The following is a 19,962-nucleotide window of genomic DNA, read 5'->3' as shown; positions in this document are numbered from 1 at the left end:
AGGGGTAAATGTTCCTCCACAGGATTCAGAACGACTTGTAGGGAGGATGGCATCAGAAGATGGTAAAGATAGCCAGGAAGGGGAAGGAGCAGAGCAGACCAGATCAGTAGAGCGTTCAGTCGAAGGGCACTTCCATCAGGGCAGGGCAGACGCAGAGCGACATGAGGCTGCAGAGCGAGGGGAACAGGGAGGCAGAGGTGTATGGGAGTCGAACCCACCAGGGACCGCGCGCAGCGACCCCCCAACCGTTTTGAAGACGGCGAGGCCCACCGGGACCCCTACACCTCCGTAGTCGTCAGGCGCTGACTGAAGAAAGCCAGGAGAGACGAGGAAGAAACCTCGCCCCACCTGAGTGAGAGTATAGCCGATTGCGCCATGAGCCGCAAGCCCGTCTTGGGCTTGAAGGCCCGCCAGCGGATCGGGCGAGCGGGTCCAGCGCCTCCAAGGGGCTGGACTCTCAAGAGGCAGGAATCAAAGCGCGCAGGCGCTCTACGTTCACCTCGGAGAGCGAGCGCACTACCAGGTCGGCCTCGTCCAAAGCCTCCGGCTCGCGCGTGGTCGCGACCGCCAGGCAGCGCATGCCCGCGGCATGGGCCGCTTCAATACCGGCTACCGCATCTTCAATGACCACACAAGCGGAGGGGGGCACCTGTAATGCCTCGGCGGCCTTCAAAAAGATATCTGGGGCTGGCTTGCCGCGCTCCACCATTTCTCCCGAAATCAGGACCTGCAGATAGCGCTGCAGCCCCAACAGCTCGCTGATCAGCGCGATATTCTCAGGTGGCGTGGACGAGGCCAGCGCCTGCGCGATGCCGGCCTCATGCACGGCCTGGAGCAGCTCTAACGCTCCCGGCAGCGCCAAACTCTGAGGGTTCTGGCGCACCAGCTCCCGAAAATAAGCTTCCTTGCGCTCCGAGAGCGCGCGAATTCGCTCGGGAGGCATCTCTCCCCAGAGCAGCGGGAGAATGCGATCGTTGCGCATCCCAAAGGTCGCGCGGAAATCCTCCTCGCTCAGCGTCCACCCCTCCTCTTGAGCCAGGCGCTGCCAGGCCCGGAAATGAGCCTGCGCGCTATCGATAATCACCCCATCCAGGTCCCAGATCACGGCCAGAAGGCCCTGTTCAGCCATAGAAAGACCCCTACTCCTTCCTCGCAAAAACAGGTGGAATAAAAAGGGGGAAGCGTGCACCAAACGTGGTTCTGCTTGCTTGGCTTGACCTCTTCCCCGGTAGCGTTAGCGTTCCGCCAGACATGATACCATATCAGCTACCTGGCCAAGCAAGCCAGGTAGGCCAGCCCTCTCGCTCGCATAGACGCCTGCAGAGAGCAATGGTAGAATAGTGGCGGAGGTGCTGCCCATGAGCGATCGGAAATATTTCAACGAAGAGATCGAAACCCTGCCCCGCGAACGCCTGCGCGCGCTCCAACTGGAACGTCTGCAGGCGCTTGTCGCTCGGGCCTATAGACAGAATCCATTCTATCGTCAACTCTATGATGAAGCTGGCGTCAAGCCAGAAGATATTAAAAGCCTGGAAGATATTCAGAAGCTACCTTTTCTTGAGAAAAAGAGCGTGCGCACGGCGTACCCCTATGGTATGGCGATGGTACCGCCCGGAGGCGAGCAAGGGGCCTTAGAGGTGCACGCCACCAGTGGCACCACTGGCAAGAGCGTACCTGTCTTTGCCACCCGGCGCGATCTGCAGAGCTGGGCCGAGCTGAACGCCCGCGAGCTGTGGATGGTCGGTTTGCGACCCGGCGATATCCTCTTGAACTGCTATGGCTATGGGCTTCCAACGGGAGGCTTTGGCTTCCACTATGGGGCCCTGGAAATGGGCGTCATGGTCATCCCGATGGGTTCGGATGCGCGCCAGTACGAACGTATCTTTGAATTCATCACAGATTTCGGCGTCACGGCCATGTGCATGACGCCCTCTGTTGGTCTGTATCTGGGGCGCAAGGCGCGCGAGCTGGGCATCGACTTCTCTCGTACCAGACTGCGCATCGGCCTCTTCGGCGCCGAACCCTGGCCCTGGGAGACCCGCCTGAAGCTGGAAGAATACTTTCACATTACGGCCTATGACGAATTTGGCATGACCGAGTTTCTCGGGCCAGGCATGACCTGCGAATGTGAGGAACGCAACGGCATGCATGCCTGGGCCGATGCCTTCCTGGTCGAATGCATCGATCCCGAAACCGGCGAATGGGTTGAAGAAGGCCAGGAGGGAGAGCTCGTCTGGACCTGGCTCACGGGCGATGGAACAGCCATGATTCGCTACCGCAGCCGCGATCTCTCGCGTCTCTGGTGGGAAGAGCGCTGCTCCTGCGGGCGCACCCATCCGAAAATCGGAGCCATCAAAGGGCGAACCGATGACGCGGTCTCCATCCGCGGTCTGCTGGTCTTCCCCAGCCAGGTAGAGGCGGCCCTGCTGCGCTTTCCCGAGACTGGCACGAACTTCCGCATCATTGTCGATCGCCACGATGGGCTGGACACCTTCTTGCTCAAGGTCGAGGTCAAGGAGCGGCCACTGCTAGAGCAGAGCGAGCGCTGCCAGGAGCTGGCCCGCGCGATGGCGGAGGCGGTCAAATCGATCACGGGCAATACGCCCAAGGTAGAGTTGGTGCCGCCCGATAGCCTGCCGCGCGCTACCGGCGGCGAATCGAAGACGGCCAGCGCACGGGTAGAGGACCGGCGCAAGCTGCGCGCTGGCGCCTAGCAAGCCCAAGCCAGGTCAGCGGAGCGGCAGGCGCCCCGCTTGCGGTCTGCAGGTCCCGTCTTCCCCTCTGGGGGAAAACGCTCCCCGGCGCTCCACTGCCAGCCAGCCAGCCAGCCAGACCGCTGGCGCGCCTGCCGCTCGCAGACTGGAAAGTTAGTGCAGCCGGCCCAGCATATAGAGCAGAATCACCGTAGCGCTGATCCCGTTATTGAGCATGTGCAGCAGCAAACCGGGATAAACGGAGCCGCTCCACCAGCGTAGCAAGGCCAGGAGCAGGCCAATGACAATCAGCACCGGCAACGAGCCGAGGTCGGCATGAGCCAGACCGAAGACCAGGGCGCTCGCCAGCACGGCCCAGCCTGTAGCCAGGCCGCGACGTAAGCCGGGAAAGACAAAGCCGCGAAAGAAGATCTCCTCACAGAGTGGAGCTACGATCACTGCCAGCACCAGCAGAGTCACGGTTGTAAGCGGCTCCAGGCGACTGCTTTCCAGGATGACCTGATCATTGGTCTGTAGCGGCAGGTGGAGGCCCTCCAGCAGTGCCGAGTAGAGGCTGTTGACCACATAGAGCAGCGCCAGGAAGGCTACTACCAGCCAGAGAAAGTGCGGTCGGAAGCGGCGCAGGCCAAGAGCTTGCAACACACTCCCTAGAGAAACGCGCTCTTCTTTGGCCGCTGCCAGCGTAGAGGACGACCTGATCTCGTCACCAGCGCCGGTCTGTGCTGGCTCAGCAGCCCTAGGCGCACTCTGGCGGCGCAAAGCGCGGCGAGCAAAGAAGAGCGCCACGAGCAAGAAAGCTCCTTCCACGACCAGCGTCGAGAGCGCCGCCGCCAGCGCCCCCTCCAGATCTTGCTGGAGCGAGAGCGGCGCCTTTGGCCCAGGCAGGCGATTTCCCTGGAGCTGGGCGCCGAGCGAGAGCAGCAGCGAGAGCAGCAGCCAGGGCACTAGAGGAATAAAGATCGCCAGCCAGGTCTCACGAAATGACCAGGGAACGGGCGCTTCCTCTCTTCTCTGGGATGGGCGATCTGACTGCGGGCCCCTGTCGGGATGTGACAATAAACTCACCAGATCCTCCAACCAAACCAGGTCGGTGTGACATCGCCAATCTTGTCGGGAAGCTGAGAGGGTAAGGACCCGCCCACCCCTCCAGGAGCTGGGCGGATGCCTGACGCTCGCCGGCGAACAAACCTCCCGGCCTCTCGCGCCAGTATAGCGGATGCCTGCCCTGTTCTGCAAGCGCGGCTCGCTCCGGCCCTCAAAAGACAGGTGGAAAAGAACGATCGCCTCTCTTTATGACTATTCAGACAAAAGCGATTCTCATTATCTTTGATGGATCTTTGGAGCATCATCACCTTGACATAGCAACCCTTTGCGCAGTAGGATGAGACCACTAGACCGGCGAGGGAAAAGCTTGTCGGCAGGGAGCAGCCACCTCATCCGTACCGGGCCTTGAGAGGCAACTCAGAAGCAGATGAGCAGGGAGAAGGTACCAGCTTCTCGTCGGCCTCAGTGAGCAGAACGCTTGTCGCGCATCTTGCCAGTACAGTGAGCGAGTAGAAGAAGCGAAAGCGCGTTTGTTGAGAGGAAGGAAGGGATTCTTGGCAGGTACACTTGAAAGTAACCCGGCGAACAGTCCAAACTGGCGAAAGCACCGCAATGGCTGCCCATTCTATCGCGAGCGCTGGTTTTCTGACAGCGATATAGAAGCGGGGGAGCCGCTGTATCAGGTATTCTGCATGAAAGGCACGCCCCCGCTCACGCTTGAAGAGCAGAATCGCTGCTTGCGTAGCAAAACATGCTGTTGGCGCCTTGCGGAGAAGGCAGAGAAGAAAGAAGCAGTCAAAGGAAAAGGGGGCCAGAGGAGCAACCCCGACTGATCAGCCAGTCGCGAGCTGATAACTATCCTGGCACCTTGCTCCCTCAGCGGGTGGCCCGTGCCGGCTCCAGGCCGAGTGAAGCGGCCCGCCTCCGCCTCTTGTCCTGTCTTGTCTTCCTCTCTACCTGCCTGCTTGCTATTCCTTCCCCTCTGGTGTGCTGTATGAGCCGTATAAGCGGGGGTTGGGTGTCTGTGTGACTGACCGGAAGACCTGCCAGCTATGCAGGACAACAGGGCCAGGGCTTAGCGTGCGAAGGAGGGTGGCGGCGGTTTCTACCCTGGCGAGCGGCCCAGCCGGCGGGCGGTGCTGAGCGAGCAGCCGCCCGGCCATAGAGAACAGGGCAGGTAGAGAGAAAGCGCGAGGCATGCACGAGAGCCAGGTGGGGAAGGAGGGTGGCGGCGCAGCACCTCCAGCAAGCGGGCAGAGGGCCGGGCCGTGGACCTGGACCTTGCCAGCCGGCTTAGCGGCCAGCAGGCCCAACGAGAGAGAGGGTAGGCGCTACCAGCCAGTCGCGAGAGCTTGCTTACTGGTTCGCTTCCTCCTCATAGAGCCAGGACTCGCTGGCCAGCCGGTAATCGAGCAGCTCCTCTGGCTTGAAGAAGAGGCTGATCTCCCGAGCTGCCGTCTCGGGCCCATCGGAGCCGTGAATGATATTGTAGCCAATCTCCAGAGCGAAATCGCCACGGATCGTACCAGGAGTGGCCTCCGCCGCATTCGTTGCCCCCATCATCGTCCGCACCATTTTGATCGCGCCGCGGCCCTCGACCACGCCAACCACCACGGGGCCAGAGGTAATATGCTTCACCAAGCCGGCATAGAAGGGTTTCCCTTTATGGACGGCGTAGTGCTCTTCTGCCAGCGCGGCAGACATCTGCAGCATCTTCAGGCCAACAAACTTCAAACCCCGCTGCTCGAAGCGGGCAAGAATCTGCCCGATGAGGCCGCGCTGGACCCCCTCGGGCTTAATAATGATCAATGTTCGTTCCATCGCTTGCAGCTAAAACTTCCTTTCCACCAAATTATACAGACCAACGCTTTGATCAAGGCGCAGGAGGGAGAGGCTCCTACCTACTGGCTCGTCACCAGAGGGAGAATCTGGCGACAGGCCTTCTTCATCTCCAGGCGCACACGTCCGAGATTGGGAGAGCGGGTCTGCTGAGTTGTCACGACGAGGATCAGGTCACCCACTTCCGCCATCTGGATCGTCCCCTGTTGCGTTTCAATTATAGCATGGCGAATCTCGCCCTGGTTTACTTGCTTGGTATAGGTGCTGAGGGAGCCAAAGGCGGTAGCGGACAGGGCGCCGATCATTTCCTCATCCTCGCTATGCAATGTTCCACTGACGATCAGCCCGTCCTTACCCACCAGGATGACGCCTGTGACCTCATCAAGCTCGGTCAACCGCTGTAGAATCGTCTCCACTGATGACTCCTTTGGATGGTAGCTAGATTCTTCTGAGCTGAGCGTCGCTCACCTCAACGCCAGAGTGCAGCCAGCCTGAGCCGGCCCGATTTGTGGACCAGCCCGACCTGATTGATCAGAGTGTATGAGGCTGCTTGGCCCAACCTGACCTGGTCGACACATCTGGTGGCCGGGAGGCCGGGCCAGCTGAGGCCGACCAGGCGAGCACCGGTGTGCTCTCCTGACGTCTTCCTTCACCTGTCCACCTCTCTTCCTGATCGTCGGGCGAGCCGTCTTCTATTCACCTGGGCCGTGCCAGTCCACTTGCTTCCTGTCGGCGGCGCGCAAGCGAGCCGGTTCCTGCTCCTGGTCAACGAACGGCTAGGAAGAAGCGCCCTGACCCCTGGCGCGGCGCGTCATAGTCAGCGCCTTATTATAAGCCTCCATGGCCTGGAGATACTCGCCCTGGCGCATGTAGGCGTCACCAAGCACGCGGTACCCGGGTGCATATTTTGGTGCCAGCTTGAGCAGCGCGCGGGTATTGCTGATCACCTCGCCCAGCAGTTCCGGCTGATTGCGGATCACAATGCGATACTCTTGCATTGCCTCGTCGTAAGCGCCAGCGAGCTGATACTGATAGCCGCGGATCAGGTGCTCCTTGTAATTCGCCTCGCCGCCTTCTGAGCTTCTGCCCGTGCCGACGCTGGGGCCACTTGGGCCAGGGCCAGGAGTCTCGCGGCTGGCGGGGCGAGGAGCTGGAGAGGAGGGGCGTCCGCCAGGGGCCGAAGGACGATTCTGAGCTGGCTGGAGGCGGAAGACTGGGCGTTTCATGGTTGTCTCCAGCTCGTCCTCCAGCAGAGCATCGGGTCGATAGCTGGGCAGCGAGGGACCCTGAGCAGGGCCTTGTGCTAAGGACGGATTGGACCCTGGGCCGGGCCAGAGCGGTTCAGGCGCGTGCCTTGGCTCCTCATAGCGAGGAGGCTGAAGTGGCGGCTGGCCCAGTGGGGCGCGTACCGTTTCCTCCAGCTCGGAGGGTGGTGTCGGCCCTGGAGAAAACGCTGGCTGCTGCTGGGGGGCATAGGCGGTCCGTGGTGGCTGTGGCTGTTCAGGCACCGCGGGCGAGGGGGGCGTCCCCTGCCCTTGCTGGGCAAAGGCTGCCAGCTCGCCTGGCTGCAGCGGCACGAAGCCCTGGGCATACAGCTGCTGTTCGAGGTCCTCCAAAGTTGTCAGCAGTCGTTGCTCAGCGGCGGCTGGCGGCCTACTCTGCTCGGCGGGACGTTGTCCAGCTCCGGCGGCCAGCTCTGCCAGCCATGACGAAGCAGGCAGCTCCTGGGATTGAGCTGAAGGGGCGGGAGCTGGCTCAGGCTCAGGGCGCGTGATCTGACTCTCGTGGATGGGCGAAGACGGGTTACTCGTCGACGAGCCTGCGGCCACCTCCGGGCCTGTCGACCAGCCGGCCAGTTGCTCAAGCCAGGGAATTCCGGCCTCCGGGTGGGAGGAACTTTGTGGGGAGGCGGCAGGCGTAGCGGGAGCGGGGGCAGAGGGAGCGGGAGACTCCTCGCCCCAGATCGAAGCTGCCGGCGGTGTGGGGGGCGTGCCAGTGCTAGAGGAGTCTGTTGGAGCAGAGGGTGGCCAGAGCGGACCAACCGCCGCCTCCTGTTCCTCAAATGCGCTGTGGCTGGCCTGCAGCTGCTCCAGCCAGGCCGGCTTTCCCGGAGGGGCAGAGAACTCCTCACCTGTCAGCTCATCCCAGGTTGCCGGGGCAGAGTAAGCCGGCTCCGACGCGATATAGTCCTCCGTGGGGTGAGCGGCTGGCTCGCCTGGCCAGCCTCGTTCCAGACGGGCATAGCCATCGACCTCCGCAGAAACTGGCGTTACCGGGGAATCCTGTGCTCCCTGGTCTGCTGGCCAGGCCGCCTCTCGTTCCTGCTTTGGCTCTTGCACCTCCTCTGGTTCGCCCCAAACTGCTCCGCGTGAGCCAGAGCTGGATAGGGAAGAGGCCGGTGGCTCCTCGGCGGACTCCTCCATAGTCTCCGCTCCCAGAGACTTCAGCCATTCTGGCCAGCCCTCCTCTGGGTCGGCTCCCTCCTGCATAAACGGGAAGATCTCTTCTTCTGCCTCCTGCCGCTCAGCGGGCGACTCTTCCTTAGCGGTGGGAGGCTGGGACCAGGCGATCTCTGGCAGGGCTGCAGCCTCCTCTTTATGGGGGGAAAGGTCCAGCGACTCCAGCTCAGGCGTCGCGGCAGCCGCGGCCCCTTCAGCGGCGGAGGCCGCCGGCTCAGGCGAGGAGGCTGGCGTGGCGAGGGAACCGGATGGCTGGCGATAGAGCGTTGAATCGAGGGCATCGAGCCAGGCGGGGTGAGTAGAAGACTGGCTGGCAGGCAGACCCAGGTCTTCCTCGGAGCCAGCTGCTGGGGCGGGTGGCCAGGCCGGCTGCTCCTCCCACGAAGGACCCTGTTCTCCGAAAGAGAAATCGCTGCCAGAGAGAGACCAGGAAGGAGAGCTGGAATGATACGCCTCGCTGCTGCTGGGCACAGGTGCCTCTGGCGGCTGTGAAGCCATCGAAGAAGGCGGTGCAGGTGTGGGGGAGGGAGCAGGCGTAGTCGTCAAAGCCAGCGGATAGGGGTCGGGCGTAGTCCAGCCGAAGATCGGCTCGCTCTCATCGCTGGCTGCTTCCTGCGCTTCAGCCAAAGTCGGGCTGGGGCGGGACAAGGTTGACTCAGCAGCAGGAGCCGCGGGTCGTCCAGGAGGTGGCATCAAGACGGCATCCTTACGCACAAGGGTCAGGAAGGGGTCATTGGAGGAAGCCGTCAACAGATCGCTGAACAGCTCGCGAGCCATTGTCATCTCGGGATCAAGCGCCTCGGCGCGCTGGAGCAACTCGCGAGCGCGAGCCGGATTGTGAGGAAACGTCATATGGGCCAGGAGCAGCAGAGCCTTCAGACAGCCAGGGATCTCCTCCAGCAAGCTGGTCGCGATCTGCTCAGCGCGCTCAAAATCGCCATCGCGCCAGCAGGCTTCGAGTAAGCCCGTGCGGGCATCCAGGCGATCGGGGGTAGCGGCGAGCACCGCCTCCCATTCCTGAATGGCCTGAAAGAGCAGGTCGCCACGCATATAGAGGCGGGCCAGGCCGGCGCGAGAGAGCATAAAGCCCGGCTGGCCGCTGCGAGCACTCAGCTTATTAAACTCCTGACGGATCTGGCTATTGCCCCGGCTCAACTCATAAGCCTGCTGATAGCAATCGAGTGCGGTTTCCACATCCCCCAGGCGTTCGCTTGTCAGCGCGCGGTTGCAGTAAGCGAGCACATTTTCGGGATCGTTGGTCAGGACCCAATCGAAGGTCTGCTGGGCCTCGGCCAGACGGTTCTGAGCCAGATAGATCTCTCCGAGGAGGCGATGAGCCTCGAGAGAGTGAGGGAAGTGCGAGAGCACATACTGGCAATGTTCGAGAGCCTCCTCGATGCGCCCGGCGCTCAGGGCATCCTCCGTATACTGCAAATACTCACGCAGCGTAGACATCGTTTTCAGCATAGAACCTGGTCTCCTCTTCCCGCGTTAGGCAGCTGTGAGCAACTTCTGAAAATGATCGATCTGTCGAGGGTTCTCGGGGCCAATCAACGCCAGGCGGCGCCATTCGGGAGCGAAGCACGTGCGCGCCACCCGTTGGAGATCCTGGGGGGTGACAGCCTGAATCTGGCGGATCATCTCATCCACATCGACCACCTGGCCAAGCAGGCATTCATGACTGGCGAGCCAACTGGCGACCTGCTGGGTGCTCTCCAGACCAAGGATCAGGCCGCCGCATACGTAGGCCTTAAAGCGCTCCAGCTCCGCCTCAGAGACAGGTACTTCGCGGAGGGTATTCAGCTCCTGCACGATGGCCCGTACAGCGGCCTCCGTCTGAGAAGGATCGACCCCAGCGCTGACCACCAGATTGCCTGTTTCATAGTAACTGCTTGTGTAACTGCCGATATCGTAAGCCAGCCCGCGCTCCTCACGAATACTCTGGAAGAGGCGCGAGCTCATCCCCTCGCCCAGGATGGCATTCAAGAGCATCAGTGCATAATAATCAGGAGAAGAATGAGCAACCCCCAGGGTACCGAGCGAAAGATTTGTCTGCTCCGTCTCCTTATAGACCACGGCCACGGGCGGCACATCCCGCGGCGGCGGGCAGGGCGTCCAGGTTCGTAGCGGGCGCGCTTCCCAGTCGTGGAAGAGCCACTCGATCAGCTCCCGCACCTGGGCATGGTGAATATTGCCCACGACGCCCACCACCAGGGCGTTAGGGCAATAGGACTGCTCCAGGTACGTCAGCATATCCTGGCGGCTAATCGCGGCCACTGTCTCATCGCGTCCCGCGTCGTCGCGCCCCAGCGGCAAATCGGGCCACATAATCTGGTCCAGCAAAAGGCCCGACCACTCTTGCGGGTCATCGCGCGTCGCGCTCAGCTCCTCGATGATCACCTGCCGCTCCTTCTCGATCTCGTGGGGATCGAAGAGTGGATAACGGATCATATCGGCGAGCACCTCGATCACTGTGGGCAGGTGCTCGTAGGGGACGCGCGCGGTATAACTGGTCAGCTCCTTCCCTGTGCTGCCGTTGAAGGCCCCCCCTACCCCCTCGATTGTTTCCGAGAGAATACGTGCGCTTGGATAATTTTTTGAGCCTTTAAACAGCATATGCTCAATAAAATGGGATATGCCGGCCAGGTGATCCGGTTCGTAGCGCGAGCCGGCGGCAAAGAAAAAAGCGATGCTGGCCGAGCGGATGCCCGGCACGCACATCGTCAGCAGGCGCAAGCCATTTGGCAGCGTAGTTCGCTCGTATTGCATCGATGCAAGCGTTTCTTCATGAATTCAGCCGCTAATGAGCCAGTTAGAAAACAGGCAGGTGAGGCACGCCCGAGCGGCTTCTCTTGAGAATGATACCCCCTGTTGCCAGACATTATAGACCCTTTACGGGTGTGTCGCAACAAGGCAATAGAAGAAATCAGGCGGACTAGCCCATCTGGGTACAGTCGGGAGTGGTGTGCCAGCAGGCGGGCCGGGCGGCCTCCCTTTGGCCCTGCCCGGCCCTCGATCTTTGCGGTGCTCGTGCTTGTTGGCAAAGAGACATGCTGGCTGGATAGGTAGGGTGGGCAGTTCAAATCAAGCCCACGTCATCTGCCAGGCGACCCAGGTCACCCAAGACGCCACCCTCATCCTCATGATGATGGCGGTGGTGTGGGTAGCCGTAGTCATTGCCCTCCAGGGAGCGCTCCAGACCATGCAGGAGCATCTCGCCGCCGATGACTGCCGCGGCCCCACCCAGGGCGCCCATAGCCAGTTTGCCGCCGTCTCCCTGGAACAGACCACCGGGGCCGCCGCCCTGCTGGTTAGGTGGCTGCTGCGCAGTGGTGGCGGGGATAGGGGCTACGCCGACCAGGCTCGTGCGGCAGCCTGGGCAATTGCTTGTCCCAATGGGAGAGATTGCCCAGCAGACCGGACAACGCAGTACCAGCGGTGTCTGTGGGGGATAGGAACCAGCAGGAACTGCATTGATGGGTCCGGGGGCTGGCTGCCCGGCAACGGGGTAAGCTCCCCCATACTGGACCGGTGTCTGTGCCACGGGAGGAGCATAGGCGGGCGACCCGGGAGTGGGTGCGGGGTAGGGGCTGGCTCCGGGCGCGCTGCTGGTAGCTGGTGGTGGTGGCACAGGGTAGGGGCCTGCCGTGGTGGCCGCTGGGGCGGAAGCTGCCGCCGCGGCGTTCAGATCCGCGCCACAGGCGCTGCAGAAACGGGCTCCGCTCTGCTGGGGCTGGCCACAGCGTGGGCAGAAGCGTGGCGTGACTGGCTCGGCCAGAGCAACGCCGCAGTTCGTGCAGAAGGCATAATGAGCAGCCACCTGCGCGTGACATTGGGGACAGAGCCGCAGGGTCGGCCCTGTCGAGGCGGTGGATGGCGCTGGGCGCAGTGCCTGCCCGCAATGGGAGCAAAAAGCTGCCCCAGCTCGCACCTGGCCGCCGCAGCGTGGACACCATTCCCCATTGGCCGCCGCTGCCCCGCCTGGAGCTACGGTCGGCGGCTGCGGCTGCAGAGGCTGAGCCTGTGGCACGGGTGCACCACACTGCGGGCAGAAACGCTTACCGCTCACATCAGTACCACAGGTTGCACAAGGTTGCATGTGCCGAAATCTCCTCTCAGACAGAAGCAAGCGCTTCGTAGCAAATTCTCATCTCTTCCTGTCACTCTTCTCACTCTTCCGCAGTCTACCACAGGGCCAGTCTTTTCGTCGAGAGTGGGAGGAGAAGTCACAGCCTTTATGGGGGGCCGATCGCCTAAAAGCGAGGAGGGCGGAGAAGTCAGGCGACCTGAGCGGCAGAAACGTGGGCAGTGGGGGAGAAAGACAGAAAACGAAACGGAAAGAGAAAGAGGGACCGCGAAGGGCATGGGTCAGCCAGCGAGCCGGCCCATGCCCCCTTGAGCGGGCAAAGGGAAGGATCTATCTGCTCGCTTTGCAGCGCGTCAGGCTCATCCTACCGACATCATTACCGGGCAAGCCCAGCTGTTCCATTCCAGTCAGGGCAGCCAGCCAGCCAGATGCTCACACGCACTCGCGCAAAGAAGTATTGCCACTGAAATTGCGCAGTTTCATCAGGGCCACCACCTCAAGCTGGCGGACACGTTCGCGTGAAATGCCCAATTCCTTACCGACTTCCAGCAGTGTGCGGCTCCGTCCATCGCCGATGCCGTAACGGAGCGTAATCACAGCGCGCTCGCGCGGGGTGAGGGTTGAGAGAGCGCGGTGCAACTCCTCGCCGAGCAAGTGCTGTGAGGCGGTCTCAGCGGGAGCGGGGGCAGTACTATCCTCCAGCGTATCGGCCAGCGAATGGCGAGCCTCATCGTCAACGGGGGCATCCAGAGAGACGGGTTGCTCAATCACACTGAGGAGATCGATGACTTCATCGACGTCAATATTGCAGGCCGCAGCGATCTGCTCAGGCTCGGGGTCCAGCCCATTCTCCTGAGAGAGCTGGGCGGCAACGCGGCGTACTTTACGCAAGCGGGTGGCGACATGTTCAGGCAAATGGATCAGGCGAGACTGCTCGCCAGCGGCGCGGCTCACGGCCTGACGAATCCACCAGGTTGCATACGTGCCAAAGTGGCAGCCGCGACGATAATCAAACTTCTCGGCGGCGCGCATCAGCCCGAGGTTACCCTCCTGGATCAGATCGACCAGGGGAACGCCGGTGCTTGTATAACGACGGGCAATAGCAATGACCAGACGCAGATTTGACTCGATCAGTTTCCGACGCGCCAGCTCATCGCCCTCAGCGGCACGTCGTGCCAGCTCAAGCTCTTCCTCGTGGGTCAGCAGCCCCAGGCCACGGATATCGCGCAGGTAGCTCTGAAAAGCATCTTCAGAGCCGAGAGCCTGGCGCACAGTCGAAGGTCGGCGCTCGGCAACCTCATCCGTCAGGTCGGCCTCAGCGCTCTCCATCTCTTCTAGCTCATCGCTGCTCTCCAGCAACGGATCAAGGGCCAGGTCGGCAACGGTCTCGCTCGTGGGGAGGGCAGCTTCGTCCTCGCCCGGGGCCAGAAGAGCGGCCTCGCCTTCTATCTCCAGCGTGGCCGCTTTCCGGCCTGCGCGCCGCCTCGCTGACTGGCTGGCCGGTCGCATCCTGCGGCCATCGCGTACAGGATCTGCAGCAGCTATAGCCATGATTCCACGCTCCCTTCGGGAAACTCACCGACAAAAACCAGCTTGCCGGCCTCCGTACGGCCTCGTGGTCGGCATTTGGTGCCGGGTAGGCCCATTCCTGGCATCCATCCAGCGGCTTCTATTCTACCCGGGACCCAGGTTAGCCTACATCAGGTGTTTACCTTAAATTCTCTCAGGTTCTAACCGTATCTTCTTCTTGACCGCTTGCTTCCTTCGCCAGCCTGGCGGCCTCGCCAGGCTGGCAGACGCACCCTCTAAAGACGCCCGGCGAGGCCAAAACAGGTAGCAGACGTCAGCGCGATCAGGTGAGAGCGCTAGCTCAGTCCTCGTCGGGATCAAGGGGGTCCTCGACGCCGTGCCCGCGGTCGTAGAAGGTTTGCAGGACATCGCCCGGATGCTTCTCATAGGCTGGGCGTTTACGCCACTGCTGATCCTCGGCTTCCGAGGCCCGCATTGTCAGCGTCAGGCGCTGGCCCTGGCGCTCGGCAATCGCGGTATAGGGGTAAAACCGGTCCGTCCAGAAGAACAATGGTCCACGACGCACTCGCACACTCTCAGGGTAGACGGCGACCACCCGGCCCAGGCGGCGCTGGTCAGCGCTATAGACGCTCAGGCCCTTCTCAATATTGGCTGCGCTCCAGGTTGCCATGAAACACTCTGCTCCTCTCCAGGCGACAGCTGGTGAGATAAGGCACTACTACGGAGATTGCTTGAGATTTTTCTCTGTGCCTTTCTCGTGATCTGCTTGATCCTGTCCATCCCTATCACGCCCTTCTGCCGGGGAAGCGTTTCAGCCCGGTGGTGGGCTGGAGCAGAGCAAAGCGCCGGACCTGAAAGAAGGTTGAAAGGAAGAAAGACCGCTACCCTGCAGCTTCACTCCTTCGGCTTCTCGCCGTTTGGTGAGCGCCTTGCTCGTCTGAGATTGGCAGATTGTAGGTTCGATACTGTCCGCTATTCCTGCTAATCTGGAGTTTGTACGCTCCTCCTTCACCCTGCTTGCGGGGCGGGGAGCGAGCTTCACAAACAACGGATGAATCATCAGAGAGAAGGAGCAAAGCATGACAGAGGCCGAGCAAATCCAACCCCGAGGGAGAACGCTGACAGAGATCTATCGTGGCTGGGACCGCTATCAGCAGCTCCTGGTCGAGGTACTGACCCCACTCAGCGAGGCGCAGCTGGAGCTACGTATCGCTCCTCACCTGCGCAACATCCGCCAGCTTGCCGCCCATATTGCCGCGGCGCGGGCTCGCTGGTTTGGGGGAGTCATGGAAATAAAGCCGGAGCTGCTGTTGCCTTACACATCTTGGAGCATAGAAGTTCCTGATGGACCGGTGACCGTACTTATCGAAGGCTTAGAGACCACCTGGCAGATCATCGATGAGCAACTTGGGCAATGGACGCTCGCCGACCTGGAGACCACCTTCTCGGGTGTCTGGCGCGACAAACCCTACAGCTATACGTGTCAGGAAATCATCTGGCACCTGATTGAGCACGATGTGCATCATGGAGGAGAGCTTTTCTTTACCCTTGGTGCTCATGGCCTGCCGACACCCGAGCTCTAGGCGAGGCTGCAGCCGGGAGCGCTAGTCGCTCGCTGGGCGCCGGCAAGCCAAGGCGAGGAGTCAGCCTATCTTAACGCTCCCAGTAGGTACTGACGCGCCAGTAGCGGCGGGTCGTCAGGTTGTCATCCAGCTCCCCGCTCGTCGCGGCCACGTAGCCGGCAAACTGCAAATGGCGCAGAGCCTGCAGGAGGACTGCCGGGCGCTGGTAGGCAGGACTCAGGCGGTAGTGCTGCACCAGCGTCTGGCGAACCTCGCGTAGGGTCAGCGCCTGAGCCTGCTCCGTGGGCAGAATCGTCAGAATGCGCTGTCCTAGCTCGCGCATTGCATTCTGGTGTGCCTGCTGCTCGAAGGCGTTCGCGCGCTCCTGCTCCGAAAGCTGCTCTGCGCTTCGTGTGCCGCGGGCGAAGGTGGCTTCGATGCGGCAGACGGGATCACCGCGCTTCATACAGCTCTGCTCGTAGACTACCACCTCCTCGCCATAGCGCTCGGCGGCGCCCTCGATAGCTCCCAGCAGGACCGGACAGAGCTGTCGTGGGCTGTCGTAGATCAGGACAACACTGCGCTCATGCGGGGCGAACTCATAGTTGAAAAGCGGTGGGGTCAGTCCCGCAGCAGTCTTGCGCAGGCGACTATGGACATCGCGCATCGTCAGCAACAGATCATAGGCACTGCTGACGCCCGAGAGGATATACTTGCAAAGATGGCCGGTGAGGCTGTTCAGGATAAAGTAGCGCCCATATTCGCGCAGCAGCTGCTCAGGAGACAGGCCGCTGAGACGGCTGGCCGCTGCCACACCCTCTAAGAGCACTCCATCATCGTAGAAGCGGCTCACCAGAGGGGTGGCGCTCGGAGGCTCACCGATGGTGTCCCGGTAGGCACTCAACAAGCCACCGCCGAAACGCTCACCCAAATACTTTTCCCAGGTAGTAAAAATGAGACCGTGCATCTCTGTATCTGGCTCCTTCTCTCTCCAGTACCTGGTCCAGTCCTGCCACCTTCTTCGCAAAAATCAAGGTGGGCCTGTCCGACCTCCCCAACTGGTGGGCACCTGGCAGGGGCTGGACTCTGTAAACCTGGTACGCAGTATGCTTGCTATGTGGATGAATAGATGGGCCACAAGTACTAACATTTTTTATGTGATTGATGATTGACAGATAGTAGAAGCATCATCGGAAATGAAGCTATGCTGCTAACTCTGCCTTATTGTGAGGGAAGGAGGCAGCCGGGGAGTCTCTCGGGCCAGATAAGAAGGAGGGGCTGCGAGTCTGGGAACCTCATATGAATATTTCTCAACTTCGAAGCGCGACTTCCGCTAGATCTTCATTACATCTCAACACGATATTCACCGGGATCGGAGCCGGTCGTCGCTATCGTAATGGCTGGGGAGGTGACAATGGGAGGCAGACCCTGGGGGGACTGAGATGTGACGTGATCCTGTAGACGGGTTGGTCGTGGAAACTAGGGGAAGGGGAGGGAGAGGCGCGGCCCTGAGCGCTCTCCCTCCCTCTTTTTTTCTGCTTGGGAGCTGGGGATGTGGACGGTTTCTTACTGGCTGGAGGCTGAACGATGAAGAGCGAAGACGCCCCGTTCCCCCAGCGAAGAGGGATCTGCTGCCGGGCCGGGCGGGACCGGCCTCGGCGCGGGGCGTCTCCACTCTGGCAAGCCAGGTGCCTTACTCCTGGCGGTGGATTGTTTTGAGGGCCTCCACCTCCTGAATCAGGTCAACCCACTGATCCAGCGCGGCCTCGCGCTGTGCCTGCAGGTTATCGAGCTGCTGACGCAGGGCGTCCGAAGTATGCACGCGCTCGGTCAGGTGGCTGTAGAGGCGCGTTACGATATCCGAGAAGGTTCCATTCTGCGACACCGGTTGAGCCTCCAGGCGATCGCTATCGTAGACCTGGCGTTCCTGGAGCTTATCCAGCTCGTAGCGGAAGAGACGCGCGATGCGCTGCTCGGTGCTGCGGGCCAGGCCGTTGCAGATCGTATCAAGGATTGGCGCCATCAGCCGGCGTGCCTGCTGAATGATCTCCTCGGCCTTTCCCTGAGCGTTCGTCAGGCGATAGAGCGCGCCCACAGCTGGATTCTCGCGAGTGGGGGCGTATTTCTCCTCGTTGAGCAGTTCGCCGAGGGTCACATAGAGGCAGATATCGCGGGCCTTCTCGCGAATACTGCGCTTTAGCTTATTGTACGCCTTTTGGATCTCATCCAGCTCGCCGCCGAACTCACCGAGAGCCACCCGATTGATATCGAGCGAGCCGTCGACCTCCTCCTTGTAAGCAATCGGCATCAAGAAGGCTTCGGCCAGTGTGCGGGCGGGATCATTCAGCTCGCGCTCCAGGGCCATGCACAGGCTCTGGCGCAGGGCCTTAATCAAGCCCCAGCCGTCGATATCCGTCCAGCGATTGCCGATCTCCATCGCCGGGGAATCTTCGGGGCGGCGATTACCGACCTTAATATAGTGATCGAAGTGGCCCTGAGTGATGCGGATCTTAACGCGCTGGGCGGCGCGCTCGTGGGCCGTTTGCAGCACGCGCTGGAAGACGCTCTTCTCGCTGCTGATCGCTGAATCGAACTGGCGCAGGGCGTCATTCCAGGCATCCAGCATGGCGTTGGTGCGGCGCTGCAGGTGCTCGAAGCGAGCGGCGCTGCGGCGGGCCTGGCGCGAGCGCATCTCCTGCTGCAGCTCCTGCAGATCATGGCTTTCGACGCCGAGCTGGCTCATCTGCTCCCAGCACAGATCTTCCGTCAGTTGCAACGCCATTGCCAGTTGCGTCTCTGCATGGCGCAGCTGCACCTCATAGCGGTTCTCTGTCAGAAAGACCTGCAGATCATGCGTCAGCTCGGGCAGGCCGCTGTACTGCAGCATAGCCTCATGCTGCTCGCGTGTCACCTGCTCGAACTCCTGGGCGCTGGTGGTTGGCGGCAGCGAGGGAGCCATCTTCAGCAGCTCGGGGTAGATGCCCAAGAGGCGACCGGCGTACTCGCGACCCTCCTGCAGGCGTTCCTCGTCCAGGGAGGTGCCAGCCAGGCCCAGGGTGGCCAGCAGGGCGTCGAGGGCGCGCAGCGGATAGAAGAAATAGGTATGGCGTGAGCCGTGGCGGTGATAGCTGGCGTAGCCGGGGGGCAGCTCGCGCAGGAAGGGGCGCAGGCTGCCGAGGGCTTTCTCCTGGCTGGCAGGAGAGTTGATCTCGTCCCAATGCGTCACCACCAGGAAGAGCATGCGGCTTGCCACGTCGAAGGCGCGGTTTTGCAGGACGGCCTGGCGTACCTCCTCGAAGATGCGCTGAATGCGCTCGTCGTCGCCGAAGCGGTTATTGCCGATCACCAGCAGCAAGGCATCGACCTGCTTCAGCTCCTCGCGCAGCATCAGGTCGTGATAGATCTGGCCGGCGGCGCCGCCGGGCAAATCGACCAGCACGCTGTTGGGGGGCAGCACCGAGCGGGGTCCGGCGTGGACGCGGTACTCCACATAGTCGATGATGCGTGTCAGGCGTGGCTCTTCGCTGTCGCGGGCTGGTTCCTCGATATAGCGGCGGCTTTCCGTTTTCCAGCGCTCGCGCGGCACGACCTCCACATGGGGCTGGTCATCCTTCAAATAGGTATCGCCGAAGGCTTCGCTGGCTTTGAGCAGGATCGTGAGCTCGGCGGCCAGGGCCTCGCGCATCTTCTGCGTTGGCGCCGTCTTGATGGCCTGCTGCGTCTGGCTGAGCAGGTGGCCGAAGGCGGCCCGCGTCAGAAAATGGACGTGCATCTCCTCTGGCTCGTCATCGCGGCAGAGGCGCACGCGGGTGCGTACTCCGGTAACGGCGCCGCCGGCCAGGCGAGGGAAGATATCCCGCCCGATCAGGGCCGCCAGCAGCGTGCTCTTACCGGCGCCGGCGTGCCCGACCAGCTTGACAGTATACTCGCGCGTATAGTCCAGGGCGCGGGCCGCCTCGGCGATGTGGTGGCGCAGGCGCAGGGCCTGCTGCGACTCAATCTGCTGGATCTGGGGGCGTTCCAGCAAGCGAGCGCAGGCCGAAGCGCGCTGGAGCTGCTTTTTCCAGGCATTGATTTTTTGCGCTTTATCGGGGAGGTTGGCCGGGAAATAAATATCGATCTGCCCAACCTGCTCCTCCAGGCGCTGGAGCAGACTATGGATCTCTCCCGGAGCTGGAGGGGGGGCCGCGGTCTGGGAGGCCTTGCCGCTCTCCCCTTCCTCCTCGCCCTCCTCCCCTTCCTCTTCTTCATAGTCGTAGTCTTCTTCCTCTTCGTCTTCCTCCTCGTCGTAGGTATCGGGCGACGTTGGGGCAGTTGGAGCCGCGCCAGGCTGAGCAGGAGTAGCATTGGCAGGAGCTGCGGCACCGGTGGCAGCAGCTCCTGCTGGGGCCTGCGTGGTCGTGGGCGGCGGATAGAGACGTGTCCCGCAGATATTGCAGAAGGGTGCACCAATGGGCACGACGTTATCGCACTGGGGACAGGTCATTAATTGTTGTGGTTGCTGTTGGGCCTGTCTAGTAAACTGCATACGTCTTTTTGTGTACTTCCCTTCCACAGATTTTGACCGTTAAGGCGAGATAGCATTGAAATAGGATGCTTTCATGTTAATAGATTTTTGTGGCCCCCGGCCCTCTCTAGCAGGAAAGTACCACCTGGCCTGTGACGCTCGCTGCCCTCTTGGGGGATAGGATGCAGGCTTTTTTTGACAGCGGCCCCTCTCACTGTGG

General features: G+C 61.6%; 14 protein-coding genes and 1 tRNA gene. 3 read left to right on the top strand and 12 right to left on the bottom strand.

All coding sequences use genetic code 11. The features are described 5' to 3' along the window. Positions 1 to 192: 192 nt before the first annotated feature. A tRNA-Sec gene (locus tag BGC09_RS22690) sits at positions 193 to 288 on the bottom strand. Positions 289 to 457: 169 nt separating this feature from the next. Further along, entirely contained in the window at positions 458 to 1,129 is a 672-nt protein-coding gene (locus BGC09_RS00880) for an HAD family hydrolase (RefSeq protein WP_069801298.1), read from the bottom strand. Between the two features lie 229 nt (positions 1,130 to 1,358). Here BGC09_RS00880 and BGC09_RS00875 point away from each other — a divergent pair, with 229 nt between their 5' ends. Continuing rightward, the gene (locus BGC09_RS00875; protein WP_069801344.1) at positions 1,359 to 2,714 is read left to right on the top strand and encodes a phenylacetate--CoA ligase family protein; all 1,356 of its coding nucleotides are present in this window, start codon (positions 1,359 to 1,361) and stop codon (positions 2,712 to 2,714) included. A 153-nt stretch (positions 2,715 to 2,867) separates the two neighbouring features. Here BGC09_RS00875 and BGC09_RS00870 read toward each other — a convergent pair whose 3' ends face one another. After that, the gene (locus BGC09_RS00870) at positions 2,868 to 3,779 is read right to left on the bottom strand and encodes a CPBP family intramembrane glutamic endopeptidase (RefSeq protein ID WP_141727573.1); all 912 of its coding nucleotides are present in this window, start codon (positions 3,777 to 3,779) and stop codon (positions 2,868 to 2,870) included. Between the two features lie 533 nt (positions 3,780 to 4,312). On the opposite strand from BGC09_RS00870, the gene BGC09_RS22410 reads away from it, so the two are divergent. After that, positions 4,313 to 4,591, top strand: a complete 279-nt coding sequence (locus tag BGC09_RS22410) for a hypothetical protein (protein ID WP_141727572.1) — start codon at positions 4,313 to 4,315, stop codon at positions 4,589 to 4,591. A gap of 523 nt (positions 4,592 to 5,114) precedes the next feature. Here the strand turns inward: BGC09_RS22410 and ndk are convergent. From ndk to BGC09_RS00835, 7 genes are all read right to left on the bottom strand, one after another. Next, a complete protein-coding gene (ndk, locus tag BGC09_RS00865) occupies positions 5,115 to 5,579 on the bottom strand; it encodes a nucleoside-diphosphate kinase (RefSeq protein ID WP_069801296.1) in 465 nt (154 codons plus the stop codon). Between the two features lie 80 nt (positions 5,580 to 5,659). After that, positions 5,660 to 6,013, bottom strand: coding sequence for a roadblock/LC7 domain-containing protein (locus tag BGC09_RS00860; RefSeq protein WP_052889190.1), 354 nt, complete (start codon positions 6,011 to 6,013; stop codon positions 5,660 to 5,662). A 360-nt stretch (positions 6,014 to 6,373) separates the two neighbouring features. Then, positions 6,374 to 9,523: a tetratricopeptide repeat protein gene (locus BGC09_RS00855; protein WP_069801295.1), complete on the bottom strand. Its 3,150-nt coding sequence runs from the start codon at positions 9,521 to 9,523 to the stop codon at positions 6,374 to 6,376. Between the two features lie 24 nt (positions 9,524 to 9,547). Next, positions 9,548 to 10,825, bottom strand: coding sequence for a M16 family metallopeptidase (locus BGC09_RS00850; protein WP_069801294.1), 1,278 nt, complete (start codon positions 10,823 to 10,825; stop codon positions 9,548 to 9,550). Between the two features lie 310 nt (positions 10,826 to 11,135). Beyond that, complete coding sequence (locus tag BGC09_RS00845; protein WP_069801293.1) at positions 11,136 to 12,155, bottom strand: zinc ribbon domain-containing protein; 1,020 nt, start codon at positions 12,153 to 12,155, stop codon at positions 11,136 to 11,138. A 420-nt stretch (positions 12,156 to 12,575) separates the two neighbouring features. Beyond that, entirely contained in the window at positions 12,576 to 13,694 is a 1,119-nt protein-coding gene (locus BGC09_RS00840) for a sigma-70 family RNA polymerase sigma factor (protein ID WP_218103917.1), read from the bottom strand. Between the two features lie 319 nt (positions 13,695 to 14,013). Further along, the gene (locus BGC09_RS00835) at positions 14,014 to 14,343 is read right to left on the bottom strand and encodes a hypothetical protein (RefSeq protein ID WP_069801292.1); all 330 of its coding nucleotides are present in this window, start codon (positions 14,341 to 14,343) and stop codon (positions 14,014 to 14,016) included. Positions 14,344 to 14,752: 409 nt separating this feature from the next. Here BGC09_RS00835 and BGC09_RS00830 point away from each other — a divergent pair, with 409 nt between their 5' ends. Next, the gene (locus BGC09_RS00830) at positions 14,753 to 15,256 is read left to right on the top strand and encodes a DinB family protein (RefSeq protein WP_069801291.1); all 504 of its coding nucleotides are present in this window, start codon (positions 14,753 to 14,755) and stop codon (positions 15,254 to 15,256) included. 70 nt (positions 15,257 to 15,326) lie between these two features. On the opposite strand, the gene BGC09_RS00825 is transcribed toward BGC09_RS00830, so the two are convergent. Beyond that, complete coding sequence (locus BGC09_RS00825) at positions 15,327 to 16,202, bottom strand: heme NO-binding domain-containing protein (RefSeq protein WP_069801290.1); 876 nt, start codon at positions 16,200 to 16,202, stop codon at positions 15,327 to 15,329. 726 nt (positions 16,203 to 16,928) lie between these two features. Continuing rightward, positions 16,929 to 19,763, bottom strand: coding sequence for a dynamin family protein (locus tag BGC09_RS00820; RefSeq protein WP_084657798.1), 2,835 nt, complete (start codon positions 19,761 to 19,763; stop codon positions 16,929 to 16,931). Between the last annotated feature and the right edge of the window lie 199 nt (positions 19,764 to 19,962).

Source organism: Thermogemmatispora onikobensis, from assembly GCF_001748285.1.
In the GTDB taxonomy this organism is placed as follows: Bacteria; Chloroflexota; Ktedonobacteria; order Ktedonobacterales; family Ktedonobacteraceae; genus Thermogemmatispora; species Thermogemmatispora onikobensis.
Note: the sequence above shows the minus strand (reverse complement) of the source record. Positions and strands in the feature narration are given on the sequence as shown.

What these genes read in the sequence shown, in the direction of transcription:
- BGC09_RS00830 (WP_069801291.1), top strand. Translation starts at nt 14,753, where the DNA reads ATGACAGAGGCCGAGCAAATCCAACCCCGAGGGAGAACGCTGACAGAG.
- BGC09_RS00875 (WP_069801344.1), top strand. Translation starts at nt 1,359, where the DNA reads ATGAGCGATCGGAAATATTTCAACGAAGAGATCGAAACCCTGCCCCGC.
- ndk (WP_069801296.1), bottom strand. Translation starts at nt 5,579, where the DNA reads ATGGAACGAACATTGATCATTATTAAGCCCGAGGGGGTCCAGCGCGGC.
- BGC09_RS00820 (WP_084657798.1), bottom strand. Translation starts at nt 19,763, where the DNA reads ATGCAGTTTACTAGACAGGCCCAACAGCAACCACAACAATTAATGACC.
- BGC09_RS00840 (WP_218103917.1), bottom strand. Translation starts at nt 13,694, where the DNA reads ATGGCTATAGCTGCTGCAGATCCTGTACGCGATGGCCGCAGGATGCGA.
- BGC09_RS00850 (WP_069801294.1), bottom strand. Translation starts at nt 10,825, where the DNA reads ATGCAATACGAGCGAACTACGCTGCCAAATGGCTTGCGCCTGCTGACG.
- BGC09_RS00825 (WP_069801290.1), bottom strand. Translation starts at nt 16,202, where the DNA reads ATGCACGGTCTCATTTTTACTACCTGGGAAAAGTATTTGGGTGAGCGT.
- BGC09_RS00855 (WP_069801295.1), bottom strand. Translation starts at nt 9,523, where the DNA reads ATGCTGAAAACGATGTCTACGCTGCGTGAGTATTTGCAGTATACGGAG.
- BGC09_RS00845 (WP_069801293.1), bottom strand. Translation starts at nt 12,155, where the DNA reads ATGCAACCTTGTGCAACCTGTGGTACTGATGTGAGCGGTAAGCGTTTC.
- BGC09_RS00880 (WP_069801298.1), bottom strand. Translation starts at nt 1,129, where the DNA reads ATGGCTGAACAGGGCCTTCTGGCCGTGATCTGGGACCTGGATGGGGTG.
- BGC09_RS00835 (WP_069801292.1), bottom strand. Translation starts at nt 14,343, where the DNA reads ATGGCAACCTGGAGCGCAGCCAATATTGAGAAGGGCCTGAGCGTCTAT.